Annotated in this window: 11 protein-coding genes; 4 read left to right on the top strand and 7 right to left on the bottom strand. The window is 41.8% G+C overall.

What is annotated here, in order from left to right:
- Window positions 1-279 precede the first annotated feature (279 nt).
- Window positions 280-1815: an amidophosphoribosyltransferase gene (purF, locus tag CIK80_RS01510; RefSeq protein WP_062844339.1), complete on the top strand. Its 1536-nt coding sequence runs from the start codon at window positions 280-282 to the stop codon at window positions 1813-1815.
- A gap of 167 nt (window positions 1816-1982) precedes the next feature.
- On the opposite strand, the gene CIK80_RS01505 is transcribed toward purF, so the two are convergent.
- The 6 genes from CIK80_RS01505 to yajC all read right to left on the bottom strand — a co-directional run bounded on the left by CIK80_RS01505 (window position 1983) and on the right by yajC (window position 8672).
- Complete coding sequence (locus tag CIK80_RS01505; protein WP_095568585.1) at window positions 1983-2342, bottom strand: AzlD domain-containing protein; 360 nt, start codon at window positions 2340-2342, stop codon at window positions 1983-1985.
- Window positions 2335-3063: an AzlC family ABC transporter permease gene (locus CIK80_RS01500; RefSeq protein ID WP_095568584.1), complete on the bottom strand. Its 729-nt coding sequence runs from the start codon at window positions 3061-3063 to the stop codon at window positions 2335-2337. Before CIK80_RS01500 ends, CIK80_RS01505 begins: the two co-directional genes overlap by 8 nt.
- A gap of 123 nt (window positions 3064-3186) precedes the next feature.
- Window positions 3187-4611 carry an MATE family efflux transporter gene (locus tag CIK80_RS01495; RefSeq protein ID WP_095568583.1) on the bottom strand — a complete coding sequence of 475 codons (1425 nt, stop codon included), beginning with the start codon at window positions 4609-4611 and terminating at the stop codon, window positions 3187-3189.
- Window positions 4612-4816: 205 nt separating this feature from the next.
- Entirely contained in the window at window positions 4817-6076 is a 1260-nt protein-coding gene (gene secF, locus CIK80_RS01490; RefSeq protein ID WP_062844343.1) for a protein translocase subunit SecF, read from the bottom strand.
- 9 nt (window positions 6077-6085) lie between these two features.
- Window positions 6086-7963 (bottom strand): protein translocase subunit SecD, encoded by a 1878-nt coding sequence (gene secD, locus CIK80_RS01485; protein WP_062844344.1) that lies wholly within the window; start codon window positions 7961-7963, stop codon window positions 6086-6088.
- Window positions 7964-8345: 382 nt separating this feature from the next.
- Window positions 8346-8672, bottom strand: a complete 327-nt coding sequence (gene yajC, locus CIK80_RS01480) for a preprotein translocase subunit YajC (RefSeq protein WP_062844345.1) — start codon at window positions 8670-8672, stop codon at window positions 8346-8348.
- A 516-nt stretch (window positions 8673-9188) separates the two neighbouring features.
- On the opposite strand from yajC, the gene CIK80_RS01475 reads away from it, so the two are divergent.
- The 3 genes from CIK80_RS01475 (at window position 9189) to CIK80_RS01465 (ending at window position 14488) form a co-directional block, all read left to right on the top strand.
- Entirely contained in the window at window positions 9189-10493 is a 1305-nt protein-coding gene (locus CIK80_RS01475) for a hemolysin family protein (RefSeq protein WP_095568582.1), read from the top strand.
- A gap of 363 nt (window positions 10494-10856) precedes the next feature.
- On the top strand, window positions 10857-11351 hold the full coding sequence (locus tag CIK80_RS01470) for a hypothetical protein (protein WP_062844346.1): 495 nt from the start codon (window positions 10857-10859) through the stop codon (window positions 11349-11351).
- A 134-nt stretch (window positions 11352-11485) separates the two neighbouring features.
- Window positions 11486-14488: a LysM peptidoglycan-binding domain-containing protein gene (locus tag CIK80_RS01465; protein WP_095568581.1), complete on the top strand. Its 3003-nt coding sequence runs from the start codon at window positions 11486-11488 to the stop codon at window positions 14486-14488.
- Between the two features lie 135 nt (window positions 14489-14623).
- Here the strand turns inward: CIK80_RS01465 and CIK80_RS01460 are convergent, their stop codons facing one another.
- Window positions 14624-15832, bottom strand: coding sequence for a transglycosylase SLT domain-containing protein (locus CIK80_RS01460; protein ID WP_095568580.1), 1209 nt, complete (start codon window positions 15830-15832; stop codon window positions 14624-14626).
- Window positions 15833-16401 lie beyond the last annotated feature (569 nt).

The following is a 16401-nucleotide window of genomic DNA, read 5'->3' as shown; positions in this document are numbered from 1 at the left end:
TCATACCTTATGGTTTCAGCTTTTTATAGCCTCTATAACATCAACCTCGTCTTTGTAACCTATCCTTGATAAAAAATTATTTGATAGCATTTAGGCTACATAAATGACGATAGATAAAGTATCGATAGCTCATTTTTCTAACAATCAAAGATATATATACTTTTTAAACGTTTAACATCATCAGGTCAGCGGTGACTGACAGCTCAAATGTTTACTAGCGTGCTGTCAAAAATTACCGTTATTGTAATACTAATGTATGGGTCAAAATAGGATATAACTATGTGTGGAGTCATTGGGGTTGCAGCTCATGAGCCAGTCAATCAGATTCTTTATGATGGTTTAACGATGCTACAGCATCGCGGCCAAGACGCAGCAGGTATCGTTACTTTGCAGGATGGACGACTTTATCTACGTAAAGAAAATGGTATGGTTCGTGACGTCTTCATGAATCATCATATGATGAAATTGGTTGGTAAGTTTGGTATCGGTCATGTACGTTATCCAACCGCGGGTACGTCTAGTAGTGCTGAAGCTCAGCCATTTTATGTTAACTCGCCTTATGGCATCACGCTTGCTCACAATGGTAACTTGACCAACGCTGAGAGCTTGGCTAAATCATTGTATATCGAAGATCGTCGCCATCTCAATACTGACTCAGATTCTGAAGTATTACTAAACGTACTTGCTCACGAAATGCAAAATTTGGGTAAAACCAATCCAACAGCTGATGACATTTTTGAAGCAGTAAAAGCTGTCTATAGTCGCTGTGAAGGCGCTTATGGAGTAGTGGCTTTGATTACCGGTCATGGCTTATTGGCTTTTCGTGACCCGAATGGTATTCGTCCGCTTATCTTTGGTAAACGTATGGCAGAAAATGGTGGCACTGAGTATATGGTTGCCTCAGAGTCAGTAGCATTGACAGGTTCAGGCTTTAGCATTATTCGTGATGTGAAGCCAGGGGAAGCCATTTTTATCGATTTAGACCATAAGCTTCATACGCATCAATGTGTAGAGCCAAAAGAATACACACCTTGTATCTTTGAATATGTTTATTTTGCTCGTCCAGATTCAATTATGGACAATATCTCCGTTTATAAGTCACGCCTACGCATGGGTGAAAAACTGGCAGATAAAATTTTGGCTGAATGGGGTGAAGATCACGATATCGATGTCGTCATTCCCATTCCAGATACGTCGCGCACTTCTGCGATGGAGTTGGCGCTGAAGATGAATGTTAAATACCGTGAAGGGTTTATGAAAAACCGCTATATCGGTCGCACTTTTATCATGCCAGGCCAACAGCAACGCAAAAAGTCAGTTCGTCAAAAGCTCAGTGCGGTACCGTTAGAATTCAAAGGTAAAAACGTGTTGTTGGTAGATGATTCTATCGTTCGTGGTACGACGTGTCATGAGATTATTCAAATGGCGCGAGACGCAGGTGCGAATAAAGTATTCTTTGCGAGTGCAGCGCCACCAGTAAAATACCCAAATGTATATGGTATCGATATGCCTGTGCGTAGTGAGCTGATTGCGTCAGGCCATACCACAGAAGAGGTACGAGACATTATTGGTGCTGATCGTCTGATTTTCCAAGACTTAGACGATTTGATTGATGCCGTCAAAGACACCAAGCACAGCAGAGTGGAAGGCTTTGATTGTGCCGTCTTTAATGGTTGTTATATCACGGGTCAAATCAATGAAGCCTACCTTGATCATCTACAAAAACAGCGTAGTGATACTGCCAAAACAGGTAAAAAAGGCGTACAAATAGTCGCTGATACACCAGTCGATATGACAGGTGTTGAAGAGATGTAAATAGTTCTAGCTAGAAAATAATTCCAAAAAAAGCTGCATTTTCATTAGAGTGCAGCTTTTTTTTGTCCAAAATATGACTAAGCTACGCTTCATACTTTAACTGATGCTTTACTTAATACAAGCTGAGATTAACTGACTTCATTAAAGTATTCAATATGAGATGATGCTTAGCTTAAAAAATGAGTAAACACCCATAATAGACCATTGATTGCCGCAATACCAACGACCATGCTGACCAGCAATTGACGGCTAACATGATAAACGAGTAAGACCAAAAATAGAGCACCAACTTGTGCCATCAATAAGTGTAACTCTGCACTATTGATACCAGTAGTAGCAGACAAGCCTTGATAAGAGAGACTGGTTAAAATAAGTAGTACCATAACAGAAAGGGGTAGACTCTCATTCAACCGATGCAGCCAAGGCGTATCTAGAAATTTTTTGGGTATCAAAGCAGGCAATGCACGAGTGACAAAAGTAACAGCCGCCATCGCAAAAGTAGCAAAAATAAGATAACCACTACTCATGAGTTCCTCCTGTTACATTGTGCTGTGTCCAAATACCACGTACTAAAATCATCACCATACAAATGGTGATAGCCACCAGTAATAACCAATTACTCGTAAATAAAGAGGCAATGGCTAAAGAAACGACAGCAATAACAATAGGGAAATAGCGTTTGATGCTTTGAAACTGCTCATAAGCCAAAATGGCAAACAAACAAACCAATGCAAAATCTAAGTGTGGCACCAAGTCACTAAGCGCACCTCCAATTATTACGCCAACCAAGCTTGCCAACACCCACCAACTTTGATTAAACAGACTTATGGGCAACATCAACGCCTGTTTTGATTCGTTAGGTAGGCTGGTTATGACTGAGAAAGTCTCGTCAGTCAATGCAAATAAACAATAGGCTTTGGCAAGCTTTTGCTTGGGTAAGTAATTCAGTAACGGCATACCATAGAACACATGACGCAAGTTGATGGCGGCAATATTGGTGGCGATGTTACCAATCGGCAAACCAGCGCTTAGCATAGGTAAGCAAGCATACTGAGCTGCACCAGCATACAAAACGATACTGAGCATCATTACTGCCCATATAGGGATACCAGCAACTTGCGCCAGTACGCCAAAAGCGATGCCTGCGGGTAAATACCCCATGGCTACTGGCAGACTTTTTTTAAAGCCTTCAACCCAATCATAGTTGGTTTCAAACGGTTGATTTAATTCATTTGAGCGAGTCGTCACGTAACATCCTAGTTTTTTACTATTATTCTTTGGTTGTTAAATTGGTTAATCGAAAATTAAGCATTATCAAAAATACTGAATTAAAAAATTCATTTAGACAAGAGCATGTTTATTAAGCAAATATCACACAGTGGGCTGTAGCTTTTCATAGCTGCCTGTCTGGTGAGCACGATATAAAAAGATACCCAAAATAAAGAGTCTTAGTAGTAGGAGACACCATACGCTCAGCCAAATACCTGTCATATCCCATTGTTGATACAGTAACCAGCTTAATGGGAAGAAGATGGCAGCAAGTATTAAGGCGGCATTGCGAATCACACTACCGGCCGTTAAGCCAAAAAATATACCGTCTAGCCAATATGCTCCCACACCCACGAGTGGTAGCAAGACAGCGTACAGACGATAGTCATTAGCAAGGGCAAAAACGGTGTCAATATTGGTCATCAATTGTAAATAAGTTGGCATCAAAAGCCACCATATGGTGCTTAGAATTATAGCAAGTCCATAGCTAACAATTCCCGTTCGCTTAACAATAAGGCAAAAACGTGGCCAGTCTCGCCGTCCTGCTGCTTGTCCGCTCAAAGTTTCAGCAGATACCGCTACGCCATCAAGGGCAAAAGCGGAGATGCTAAGCACTTGAAGTAAGATAGCATTGGCTGCCAGTATGACATCTCCACTTTGGGCTGATAGTCGGGTGATCCAAGCAAAACTAAGGGTCAAGATGAGAGTGCGAATAAAAATATCTTTATTCAGAGAAAATAGCCTAAGTATCTTCTCCTTGGTAAAATACTTAGCATCAGCTTGAAACAATTCTATCCAAGATATTCCTAAATGTTGACGGCTTAGCCATAGTGCTAGTAGAACACCTGACCAAAACGCAATAGTAGTACCCAGTGCCACACCAACCAAGCCCATTTGCAGACCAAACACAAAAAATAGGGTTAAAATAATATTTAGTATGGCAATAAAACCTTGTTGATACAGCATATAACGTGTTTTACCTTGGCCTGCAAACCAACCAATAAAAGCAAAGTTCATCAATTCGGCTATCACACCCCAAAATCTTACATCCAAATAGGTTTTTGCGGCGAGACCACTTTCAGGATTTGCTGACAATGCTTGTAAACCAAAGTCAATGATCCAAGGTTTTGCCAATAGTAAAATAGCGCCAATGACAAATGCTAATAGTAAGGCACGCTGTAAGATAGAAAGTAGAGGCGATGGAATTATGTTTGATGAATCATTTGTCTCTTGGACAGAGCCATTACTATGACCAGCCAGTTGTCCAATTGCTTGAGCCGACAGTCCAGAGGAGGCGTATTGCAAAAAGTTAAAGCTGACGAGTAATAAGGACAGCAATTGTATGGCGAGACCCATCCCAGCAAGTTTGGCAGTTTCATTCATGTTACCGACGATTGCCGTATCGATCACACTTTGTAGTGGCATGGCTAAGTTGGCCAATAATACTGGCAAAGCAATAGCAATGATCCGCGCATATCTGGTATCAATCGGTGGCATCGTACTAGAGGGCGGTGTAGTAATGGACATTTGCGGCTCGTTTATATTTAGGTAATAAAGAGAGTGCGGTTAGTTAATCAAGGTTGTCAGTTAATCAAATCACCAGATCGCCATAGCATGTTTGATAATTAAAAAAATAGCCATAAAGATAAAAGCACCTAGACCCATTATTCATGAGTCAGGTGCTTCGATTCAACAGTCATTTTTTTGCAATCAGCAGTAAATATTGAGAGTGTTAAATTTTTTCTTGCTCAAACATTTTTGGATCATTAAAAGTAACAATTTCTTCTTCGAACTCTGGTTTTACTTTGACAATGAAATCATCGCGAGACAGACCCATACGTAATGGGATTGAGCTGGCAATATAGGTTGATGAGTAAGTACCCGCCAATAACCCGATAAACAATGCCACTGAGAACCAGAACAAGCCATCCCCGCCTAGGAACAACATCGCTAAAACCACCAATAACACGGTAGAGATTGTCATAATGGTACGACGTAGTGTCTCTGTCAATGACAAGTCAATAGTCTGACGCGGTGTGATACCGCGGACACGACGGAAGTTCTCACGGATACGGTCATACACGACAATCGTATCATTGATAGAGTAACCGACCAATGCTAAGACAGCTGCCAAAACGGTTAAGTCGAAAGGAAAACCAAATAGGGCAAAGACACCAATGGTTACGATAGCATCATGAAACAGCGATAGTACGGCGCCAAGAGCGAGTTTGAACTGGAAACGTAAGGCAACATAGCCCAACATACATACCAACGCCAACACGAGTGACATAACTGAGTTTAGGTAAATTTCATTACCAACTTGGCTACCAATAATATTAACATTACTGATTTCGACGTCATTATTAGGTAGAGACAGCGCTTCGTTAAGGCTAGCATTCAATCCGTCAACGCTATCCGATTGGGGAGGAAGGCGAATCAATAGCTCTTCTCGAGTGCCGAGATACTGTACTACTGCATCATCAAAACCATTATCAGCCAATGATTGTACCACTTCAACCTGCTCGACGGGCTGCTCATAACGCACATCTGCTGAGACGCCGCCAGTAAAATCAAGACCCAAGTTCAAGCCATTGACTGCAATCGCAATAATACTACCAATCACAAGAAACAAAGATAGAAATATCATTGGCTTTTCTATCTTCAGAAATGGAATGATACGCTGATCACCTACCGCTTTGATACCACCTTCAGCAGCTGCAGCTGCATCATCGGCAGCGTCACTTGACGGTAAGTTTGGATCAGTTACCTGAGTTGCCAATGCCTTACTGTCTTTTTCGCTACCTTTACCACTGCGACGAGACTTGCTTGTCGTTGACTCGGCAGTAAAATTGTTGGTTTGGGTATTGCTACCTTTGCCGTTGCGACGTGGTTTTTTACGGCGACGTGTGCTTGCGTCAACATTCGAGCCATTTGAACCGTCTCGATCTGGATTGTTTTGTTGTTCTAAAGGATTATTCTTATCAATCGTCATAATATTCTCCTAACCGATGCTCAAACGTTTGATAGATTTACGCTTACCATAAGCAATTTGTACCAGCGCACGCGTCACCATAATAGCGGTAAATAGCGAGCTGACAATACCAATAGCCAATGTAACCGCAAAGCCTTTAATCGGACCCGTACCAATGGCAAATAGGATAAAAGCAATTAATAGGGTAGTGATGTTGGCATCGAAAATACTACTAAAGGCTCGATCAAAACCTGCTACGATGGCGGACTTTGGCCGTACTCCATTTGCAAGTTCTTCTCGTATTCGCTCAAAAATCAGTACGTTGGCATCAACTGCCATACCGATGGTTAAAACAATACCAGCGATACCAGGTAACGTTAGTGATGAGCCTAAGATCGACATAATGGCAATGATGATAATGACGTTCACAGCAAGTGCCACGTTAGCAATTACACCAAACAGACGGTAGAAAATAATCATAAAGGCAAAGACTAATAGATAACCGATCTGAGTAGAAAATAGACCTTTATCAATATTCTCTTGACCTAATGATGGACCAATAGTGCGCTCTTCTACAAAGTACATTGGTGCAGCAAGTGCGCCTGAACGTAATAAAAGTGCAAGTTCTGCTGCTTCAGCAGTACTATCCAAACCAGTAATTCGGAAAGAAGAGCCAAGCACCGCTTGAATATTGGCGCGGTTAATGACTTTAGTTTCAGCGTAAGGCGTTCTTACTTCGACAGTTTCTCCAGTTGCTGGATCTTCTTCATAAGTAATTCTTTGCTTATTTTCGATAAACAATACTGCCATCTGCTTACCGACTGCAGTACGCGTGGCGTTTTGCATCAGCTTGCCGCCCGCACTATCTAACGTGATGCTAACTTCAGGAGAACCGTTTTCATCAACACCTGTTTGAGCGTTGGTGACTTTATCACCAGTGACAATTGCTTGGCGCTGTAACAGTACAGGTGGGCCATCTAGGGTTTCAAATGGGAACGCTTCAGTGCCCGCTGGAGGAATCCCACCAGTGTAGTTTTCACTGTTTTCGGCGACCATACGGAACTCAAGGTTTGCGGTACGGCCAAGAACACGCTTAGCTTCAGCTGTATCTTGTACACCTGGTAGCTCTACTACAATACGACTGGCACCTTGTGACTGTACCAAGGCTTCTGTAACGCCAAGCTCGGCAATACGGTTGCGTAGGGTCGTTAAGTTTTGATTGACTGCGTAGCTATTGATCTCATCAAGCGTAGCTTCATTATATGCTAAGATTAAAGCAGGGCCTTGAGCATCAATAGAGGATTGTAAACTAAATGTACTACCCATCGAGCTTTGTAGAACGTTCTGTGCACGGTTACGCGCATCTGTATCAGCAAAATGCAATACTATGCTTTGACTTTCAGTCTTAATACCTTTAATTGCAACCTTTTCAGCACGTAGGTCACGACGCACATCACGACTGGCACTATTCAAGCGTTGTTCGAGCGCTTTATCCATATCGACTTCTAGTACAAAACGTACACCGCCGCGTAAATCAAGGCCAAGCTTCATTGGTCTTGCACCAATATCACGTAGCCATTGCGGGGTAGTCTGCGCTAAATTCAGCGCGACCACGTAGTCTTCGCCCAATTTTTGACGTAGTACTTCTTGAGCTTTCAGCTGATCGACTGGATTGTTGAGACGCACCAGTGCACTGTTGTCCTCAAATGTGCCATTATGGTTTTCAAGACCTGCCTCCTCAAGTAAGCTTTGAGACTGGGTCAAAATACCTTCAGACAGCTGTGTACCTGCTGCCGCACTAGTAATCTGCACAGCAGGTTCGTCAGGGTATAAGTTAGGAGCAGCATATAGACCGGCAATGATTAGCACGACGGTAATAAGTAAGTATTTCCAAGCGGGATATTGCATAATCACTTCTTTAAGTTGATAAACAACTGGCGACATGAGCCACAAGTTAGCAGATGGGAAGTTAGCGATAACAATGGTCAAATGCTATGTTAAGCATTATTTATTCAACACCATTGCAATCATCCGCGATAATAATAAAACGTAAAACAGAAAGGCAAATGATACAGTCGTATCTTTATATAGTCATTAAAAATATAACAGATACGATCTATAAAAACAGTCACTCAACAGAGTAAGGACGGATCGTTCTAAGTCTACAAATTCGATTTAAATCTCTGTTTTATAGCAAAAAATGACCGTAAATCATCTACGGTCATTTTGAATCATTGCACATACTGATAATACGACCATCAAATCACCATCAATAAAATACTATTGATGATTAAACGCTTTCGATCGTGCCAGCAGGCAATACTGAAATAACAGAAGCACGTTGTACTTTTACATCAGTGTTGTTGTTTAAGCTTACGACAGCATAGTCGCCTTCTATCGCTTTAATACGACCCATCAAGCCACCAGCAAAGATGATTTCGCTGCCAACCGTTAATGCATTGACCATCGCACGATGCTCTTTGGTGCGCTTAGATTGTGGGCGAATCACCAAGAAGTAAAAAATGGCAAAAAAAGCGACTGGTAATAGGATCTGACCGAATAACGATGCTGCGCCAGCAGTTTCAGCAGCATGAGCGGCTTGAATGAATAAAAACATAATTTCTCTCAGTAAGTCATAGATAATAATAAAATTAAACGCATAGTAACAAAAAATCTCAGTCTTGGTAACTGTTAATCATAGGCGAAGTACGTTTTTATTGAGTTAACAGTATACTGATAATTCATACTTGCCCTGCCAATCAGTAATTCTACCTAGACAGTGCTGCCAAATTTTTGAAAGTATATCAAATTCTAAGTATTTGATGACTAATAGGTAAGTCTATATGATAAGAAACGTTAAAAAATAAAGGCTCGAAAATAGCGACTTATTGTGAAATGCTATCATCAATGCTACTATCAAATGGTAATAATTACTTGTATTTAGCATGCAATCTACTGAGATGTGATAAAGTTCTAGTATGAAGTCATAAATCGTTTTTGAGCGGCTATTGGTCATTGGTTTTACAGACATCTTGACCTATTTTGACAAGTGATTTTGTTGTCTGATTTAACTTACTTATTATATCCCTTTTCCTTTTTTTTGTTTAGGTCCCCTAACTTGTTTAACACTCTTATGTTTATACCTCGTTTACGTCGTTCACGCGCTCATAAAAAAGCGTCTGCCAAACCTCCTCCGACGATACGTCATACCATGCGGCTTAGTCGTTATCAGTCAGTTTCTGGTATAACAGCGCTAATAGTATGTTTGATGTTGCTAGTGCCTTATTCTTCTTTTGCAGCAGGTGCGGTAGCGACAGATGCAATAGCAGACCCAACGGTCACAAGTATATTTTTACTGATATTTTTTGTGGTTATCGCTATCGGTATCTCGTTTGTTTGCTCTTTATCAGAAGCAGCATTATTGAGTATGACACCGTCGTACATTGCTGATATTCAAGAGCATAATCCAAAAAAAGCAAATATGCTAAGACGTCTGAAGGTTGACAATATCGATCAGTCTTTGGCCGCTATTTTGACTTTGAATACAGTGGCTCATACATTGGGGTCCATTGGAGCGGGTGCGCAAGCCACAATTGTATTTGGTAGTGCATGGTTTGGGTTGTTTTCTGCGTTTATGACCTTGGCGATTTTATTTTTATCTGAGATTATTCCAAAAACATTAGGAACCATGTATTGGCGTCAAATAAGTGGCGTTGTCGCTTACTTTGTTCGAGGTATTATTTTACTGCTATATCCTTTGATTTGGATTTCAGAGCGACTGACAAAATTGCTTGTGCGTGGCAAAGAGCCTCAAGCGTTTAGCCGTCGTGAGTTTGCTGCACTTGCCAGTATTGGTGAAGAGTCAGGGCAAATTGATCCATTGGAGTCGCGTATTATTCGTAACTTACTGGCGTTTGGTGCCATTAAGGTTGAAGACATTATGACGCCGCGTTCGGTGATGTTAGCGTTTGAAGAAAATAAAACCGTGGCTGAGTTACTGGTTGATCGTCCCAAGCTTACGTTTTCACGGTTGCCAGTTTACGAAGGTGATTTAGATAACATCACCGGTTTTGTCTTAAAAACAGATATGTTGTTGGCGAAAGTCAACCATGCCATGCATAAGCCATTGACACAGTTCAAAAGAGAAATTACTTTTGTATTCTCCAAAATGAAGCTGTTTGATTTATTAGAGCTAATGCTAAAAAATCGTATTCATATTGCCATTACTGTGGGTGAGTACGGTGAAGTCAAAGGCTTGGTCACGCTAGAGGATGTGTTTGAAACCTTATTGGGTCTTGAAATTGTAGATGAAATAGATCGCGTTGAAGATATGCAAGCGTTGGCTCGTCAAATGATGGACAGACGGGTAGAGCGTTTAGGTATGAAGCTTAGCGATGATGAAGAATACGAAGACATTAGTGGTAATAGTAAGCTTTAAGACAAAGTTGCTAAGCTACAAAAGAATAAAGCTGCAAATTGTATAGTACGTTCGATGGATCAGGCTTTTTTTTGATGGTTTGAATGCAGCGTTATCGGAACTGTAAAGATTGTTCTATAACACACCCTGTGTATTTTAGTCTTCGCAATAATTACACAGGGCGTCACATAGCTGTGAGAATTGAATGATACGCTCACTCTATGATACAAGTATGCTGCCATGGATATCGATTGACATATTATTGAAATGAATCTTCGGTATTAAAGGTAAGTGACAAAAATATAAAGTCTGAAAAATATTGATTGTCATTATTTAAATACAATGACGTTAACTGCAATGAAAAAAGGGTTTCTAAGGATTACCATGAAACAATTATGGGGTAAAAAGTGGCTCGCGCTATTGATAAAAGGCACAAGCGTCGCTGCAGTTGCTGCAGCGGTAAGTACAGTAAGTGTCACTGCCCAAGCAGCAACCATGACGGAAGCTTTGGTACTAGACTATATAGCAGCCATGAAGTCGTCAGCGAATAGCCAGAGTATTAACCAAGTTGCTCGTCTGGTTTCTGATGATGCACTGATTTCATTATCTAGAAAGGGTAAGTCTACCAGTTTAGATAAAGATGCCTATCTAAAATTATTGCAGAATAGCTGGAATGACACGTCCAATTATAATTATGATATTTCTGTTGATAATATTGTTATTACTGGCACACAGGCCAAAGCAAATGTCACGACCAATGAAAGCTGGGTAAAAGATGGTCAAAAGGTTTCATTTGTGACGACATCAAGAGTGACTTTGACAGTGGCAACTGGCAATGCAGTACTGCTGCGGGCAGTATCGCAAGTTACAATTAACTAATTATTGATATGAATGCGGATCTAGCTTTTGTCTACTATCTTTTAATATTAAAGTAGTCTTTGCTTTACATTGCATACTATACTACCAAACAACTTTATCTTATCACTTCTTGTCGTTAGGAAACTTCCAATATCATGTCTACTGTGCTATCAAAATCTCGCTCATTTATCGCGTTGCCATTGACGCTTGCGGTATCCACTTTACTTATCAGTGCTTGTAGTAATACGTCAGCGGTAAAAGATAAAGGTGTGACCAATGGCTCATCTGTCCTTGTTAAACGTCCTTCTAATCAGGCACCTAAAGCAAATAGCAGTGATGATTATTCAACTGCGTTTTTGGATGCGGAAAGCTTGGATGAGTTAGCAGATTTGCTAGAAGCCACTGACATGACTATGGTGGAAGGTAACAAACTTGCGATTCAACAATATGGTGATTTGTGGAATCGTCTACGTGCTGGTTATCGCATGAATGGTGGTCAGCCAATTTATAACCAACGTATCGAAGGACAAAAAAGCTGGTTTACCAGTCGTCAAGATTATCTAAACCGTTTAACAGCGCGTGCCAGTCGCTATATTTATCATACGGTAAGAGAAGCGGAGCGCCGTAATATTCCAACAGAGCTTGCTTTATTACCAGTTATTGAGAGCTCTTACGATCCAAGTGGTACGAGTAGTGCGGCGGCGGCAGGTCTGTGGCAGTTCATACCAAGTACAGGTCGAATTTATGGTTTGAATCAAAGCGGTACTTACGATGGTCGCCGTGACGTTATCGAGTCTACGCGTGCCGCTTATGACTTTTTGACAGCATTGCATAATCAATTTGGTAGTTGGGAGCTTGCGCTCGCTGCATATAATGCCGGTCCTGGTCGTGTTCAAAAAGCGATCGATGCCAATGCTGCACGGGGTTTGCCAACCGATTACTGGTCACTCAGACTGCCTACTGAAACCATGAACTATGTGCCGCGCTTTTTGGCAGTTGCCGAAATCGTTGCCAAGCCTGAGCAGTATGGTGTCTACCTACCTGCTATTGCTAACCGCCAGCATTTCCGTAGTGTACCAGTAAACTATGGAGTAAGTTTGGCTGAGGTAGCACAATTAACTGGTGTGAGTTATGATGAACTAGAAAGACTGAATACGGCTCTGACTTCTGGGCGTGTTGACTCTTCAGGTCCTCAGCGTGTCATCATTCCTAATGATGTCAGTCTCAATGCAGATGCTAAGCTCAGCACATTAAGAGGCAACGGTACAGGTAACGTATTGGCTTCTAATAACACGAGCAGTCCAACTGCCACCACGACCACGCCAAGTTACAACAGCAAACCGTATACCAACTCGTCTTTGCCATCTACTGGCAGTGCATTGGCTGATTATGCGGCGAGTGCCAGCGTGCCTCAACAAACAACAAGCTACATTTCACCCTCTGTGACACCAACCAGTGGCTCTATTTATAATAGTAGTACACCAAGCCGTACTGAGCCACCACTAACCAATGCAGAAACCAGCAAGATCAATGCTGAGCTTAAGAGTAGTAATAGTTTGCCAACCACTTCTGCTCAAATTACTCAGAATAACACGATTGTTCAAGAGCCACCGCTGAGCAAAGAAGAGCGTGACTTCATTGCCAATCAAATTCGTACCAGTACGTCTGAAACCAATGTCATCAATGCAGACGGCAACATTAACTTATCAGCAGTACAAACACAGCAATCTATCCTAGAAGCCAGTGGTGAAGAGAAGAAACTGAGTTTTGCAAATTCTTCAGCGAGCAAGCCTAAGCCACAAGGCGCACGTACAACGTATACCGTAAAACGTGGCGATACTTTGTCTAATATCGCCAGTCGTGCTGGCGTGAACTGGCGCGATATCGCAGAGTGGAACCAAATAGATGCGAACGCTAAGCTGCTATCTGGTAGTACCTTGTATTTATATAATGCCAAAACCATTGAGCCTTTGAGTACAGAGAGCAGTGCAGCGGCTAAGCAACCAGAAAGTTATGTGGTACAAGGCGGAGACACTTTAATTGGAACAGCGAATCGTTTTGGCTTGTCAGTCACTCAGCTTGCCAGTTATAACAATCTTAGCAGCCGTGCCGACTTACTCAGAGGTCAAAAACTATGGCTAATACCAGGCAAAGTATCTGCGCCTGCTGTGACCCCAGCTGCACCATCTAGTAAACCAAGTAAATCGAGTACAGCTACCAAAAACTATAAAGTGAAAGCAGGGGATGGTCTGATTGCACTGGCGCGTCAGTTCAATGTTCCAACGAGTACACTTGCCACACTTAATGGTATTGGCGCCACAGACTCATTGTATGTTGGTCAAACACTAAAAGTACCTGCTAGTGTTGATTTCAACGCCGCTACCAGCACCACGTCTGCTGCAAGTAGTAACGTAAGTAGCTCAAGTTCGGTAGCGACGACCAACTACAAAGTTAAGTCAGGCGATACCTTAATCGGAATTGCTAATAGCGTGGGTGTTAGCCCAGCGGATATCGCAGCAGTCAATAGTAATTTTAATGCCAATGCACGCTTGCAACGTGGTCAGACCATTAAAGTACCTGTATCTAGAGAATTGGTAGATCGTCAGCTTAACGACAAAGAAGTCAGCTATAAAGTGAAGTCAGGGGATACGTTGACAGGTGTGGCGCAGCGCTACAATATTGGCATCAGCGAATTGGCCGCTGCCAACAATCTAAAAACCAATTCCAACCTCATATTGGGTCGTACCATTACGATTCCTGCCGGTGGCAGTGTCACAACTTCTAGCGCTTCTAGCAGTACTAAGCAAAGCAGTAATTCTACTAGCACAGCAAGTACTAGCAATGGTAAAAAACTGGGCAACACTGAAAGCTACAAAGTCAAATCAGGTGATGGATTAATTGCTCTAGCCCGTCAATTTGGCGTCTCAGTAGAAGACTTGGCTGCGACCAATAATATGGCAACCAATGCCCAACTGCAACGTGGACAGACACTTAGAGTACCAAAGGCAACCGTCAGCTATACTGTAGGTTCAGGCGACAGCTTGATTGGACTGGCACGTAAGTATGGCTTATCAACACAAGAGTTGGCTGAGATGAACAATATAGCTGCCAATACTATGTTACAGCGTGGTCAACGTCTCACAGTACCAAATCGTTAGTCATTGAGGATTAGGTAAATCTAATACCAGTTTATCAATTAGAGATTTAAGCCTTAGCGCATAAAAAAAGCTGCTCTTTAAAGAGCAGCTTTTTTATTGGACTATTTATTTATAAATTATTGATAAAAGTCTGTGCTAAACCGTTTGGGTTTTGATCGTCTCAAGGTAGCTTCTGATGTTACTGACGTAATGCATCGCCTGACCGTAACGGCTATTAGAAGCTTTGTTGTCAGCTAAATAGGCATAAACGTTTGCCCAGCTTTTATCATCAATACCTTGATCTCTCAATTTACGCTGGATACTTTTTACCGCATTGGGGCCCATATTGTAACCCGCAAGCGCAAACCAGATACGATCTGTTTTTGGTACGTCCACAAACTCACTTTTTACTTGCTCCAGATAGCGTGCACCGCCGCCGATACTTTGATAAGGATCAACGCGGTCTGAAACGCCCATGGCTTTAGCAGTATTATTGGTCAGCATCATAAGTCCACGCACACCAGTCGGCGAGACAGCATTGGCATCAAGGTGTGATTCTTGATAGCCCATTGCAACAAGCAGCTCCCAATCATGGTTATAATTGCGCGCCTGTTCTTCAAAAGAAGATTGATAATCAGGCAGTTTCTCTATCAGCGTCTTTTTGAAATGATCCTGACTATAGGCATCTTTTAATAAGTTTTGATTATAGAATGCCGCCAACTTTTGAGTGTTTTTTAGCTTGATGCTATCACATAAGAAATAACTGGCTTTCTTTGATAATGGGTCAGTTGAAGAGCCAAAGGTCCAGCTTACCTTGGGGTGCAGACCGTTTTTGGTCAAACTGGCGTCATATCCGCAGCTGACATTGACAGAGGCCAAGTTCAGCTTGCTTTTTAGTTGCGTACTCGCTGTGGTCAGCGCCATATCTGCTTTACCTGATCTCAAGGCTTTTAGTGCCGCTTCCTCATTAGCATAAGCTTTGAGACTGATATCCACACCAAGCTCATCGGCATAGGTGCGTACCAAATCAAAACCGAAACCATGTTGGAAACCATCAGTAGCAAAATACGTACTATCGCCTGGGACAGCAGCGATCGTCAACGTATTGTTGAGCATAACATGATCATAAGCTGGCATTTGCACGCCCATCGTCGTCAAACTCTGAGCGGGGAGCGAGAGAAAGGCGATACTAGAGATTTGTGCCAACTTCTTGGTTTTGGAAAAACGAGTCGAAGTAATAGGGGTAACGGATGAAACGATGTTACTTTTAGTGTTGAGCCGGCGTTTGGTCGGACGCAGTAAATAAGAAATACGGCGTTTTGCCCCTTGCGCAGATACCTTTACACGGTAAGTAATACGCTGCATGGATGTCTCCTGATTTTAGCCATCCTACTCACCCTAAAATGTACATTGATCACGCTAATACAATAGGCGTAGACCACTATCACATTTCAAATGATAGGGTGCTTATCGGATAGACAAGCACACTATCACTCTGTTTTATCATCTATCCGCTACTACCTGTCTTAATAACGTAGCGGGATGTTTTATGTATTCGCTCTCTATTGGTATAAATTTGGGCGATTAAAAAATCGCCCTTAAAATCCGGACGCACAACCACGTGAAGGATATAAATCGAATGATTCCCTCATCGACAATAGATAGCATTAATAGTAAAACAACGATAAATAAAACATAGGTAAGGTCATGAATAAGTTATCAAAACAACGCCGCATATCAATGAGCCAACGGAGGCAATTATTATTACCATACCACTGTCGCTCGAATATCAATACGTTCATATCTTTGGCAATTTACTTGTAAATTCATTTATAACAAAGCAAATAGGTGCAGATATGTCATTGTTCAGGCATAAGGATGAGCAAGTAACCTTGATAGATAAATACAGCAATCAAAACTTTCTATCAATCAAA

It is taken from the genome of Psychrobacter sp. JB193 (assembly GCF_002285555.1).
GTDB lineage: Bacteria > Pseudomonadota > Gammaproteobacteria > Pseudomonadales > Moraxellaceae > Psychrobacter > Psychrobacter alimentarius.
Note: the sequence above shows the minus strand (reverse complement) of the source record. Positions and strands in the feature narration are given on the sequence as shown.

Bases quoted from the DNA above. Each gene is read 5' to 3' on its own strand.
- purF (WP_062844339.1), top strand. From the start codon at position 280: ATGTGTGGAGTCATTGGGGTTGCAGCTCATGAGCCAGTCAATCAGATT.
- CIK80_RS01505 (WP_095568585.1), bottom strand. From the start codon at position 2,342: ATGAGTAGTGGTTATCTTATTTTTGCTACTTTTGCGATGGCGGCTGTT.
- CIK80_RS01495 (WP_095568583.1), bottom strand. From the start codon at position 4,611: ATGTCCATTACTACACCGCCCTCTAGTACGATGCCACCGATTGATACC.
- secF (WP_062844343.1), bottom strand. From the start codon at position 6,076: ATGACGATTGATAAGAATAATCCTTTAGAACAACAAAACAATCCAGAT.
- secD (WP_062844344.1), bottom strand. From the start codon at position 7,963: ATGCAATATCCCGCTTGGAAATACTTACTTATTACCGTCGTGCTAATC.
- yajC (WP_062844345.1), bottom strand. From the start codon at position 8,672: ATGTTTTTATTCATTCAAGCCGCTCATGCTGCTGAAACTGCTGGCGCA.
- CIK80_RS01475 (WP_095568582.1), top strand. From the start codon at position 9,189: ATGTTTATACCTCGTTTACGTCGTTCACGCGCTCATAAAAAAGCGTCT.
- CIK80_RS01470 (WP_062844346.1), top strand. From the start codon at position 10,857: ATGAAACAATTATGGGGTAAAAAGTGGCTCGCGCTATTGATAAAAGGC.
- CIK80_RS01465 (WP_095568581.1), top strand. From the start codon at position 11,486: ATGTCTACTGTGCTATCAAAATCTCGCTCATTTATCGCGTTGCCATTG.
- CIK80_RS01460 (WP_095568580.1), bottom strand. From the start codon at position 15,832: ATGCAGCGTATTACTTACCGTGTAAAGGTATCTGCGCAAGGGGCAAAA.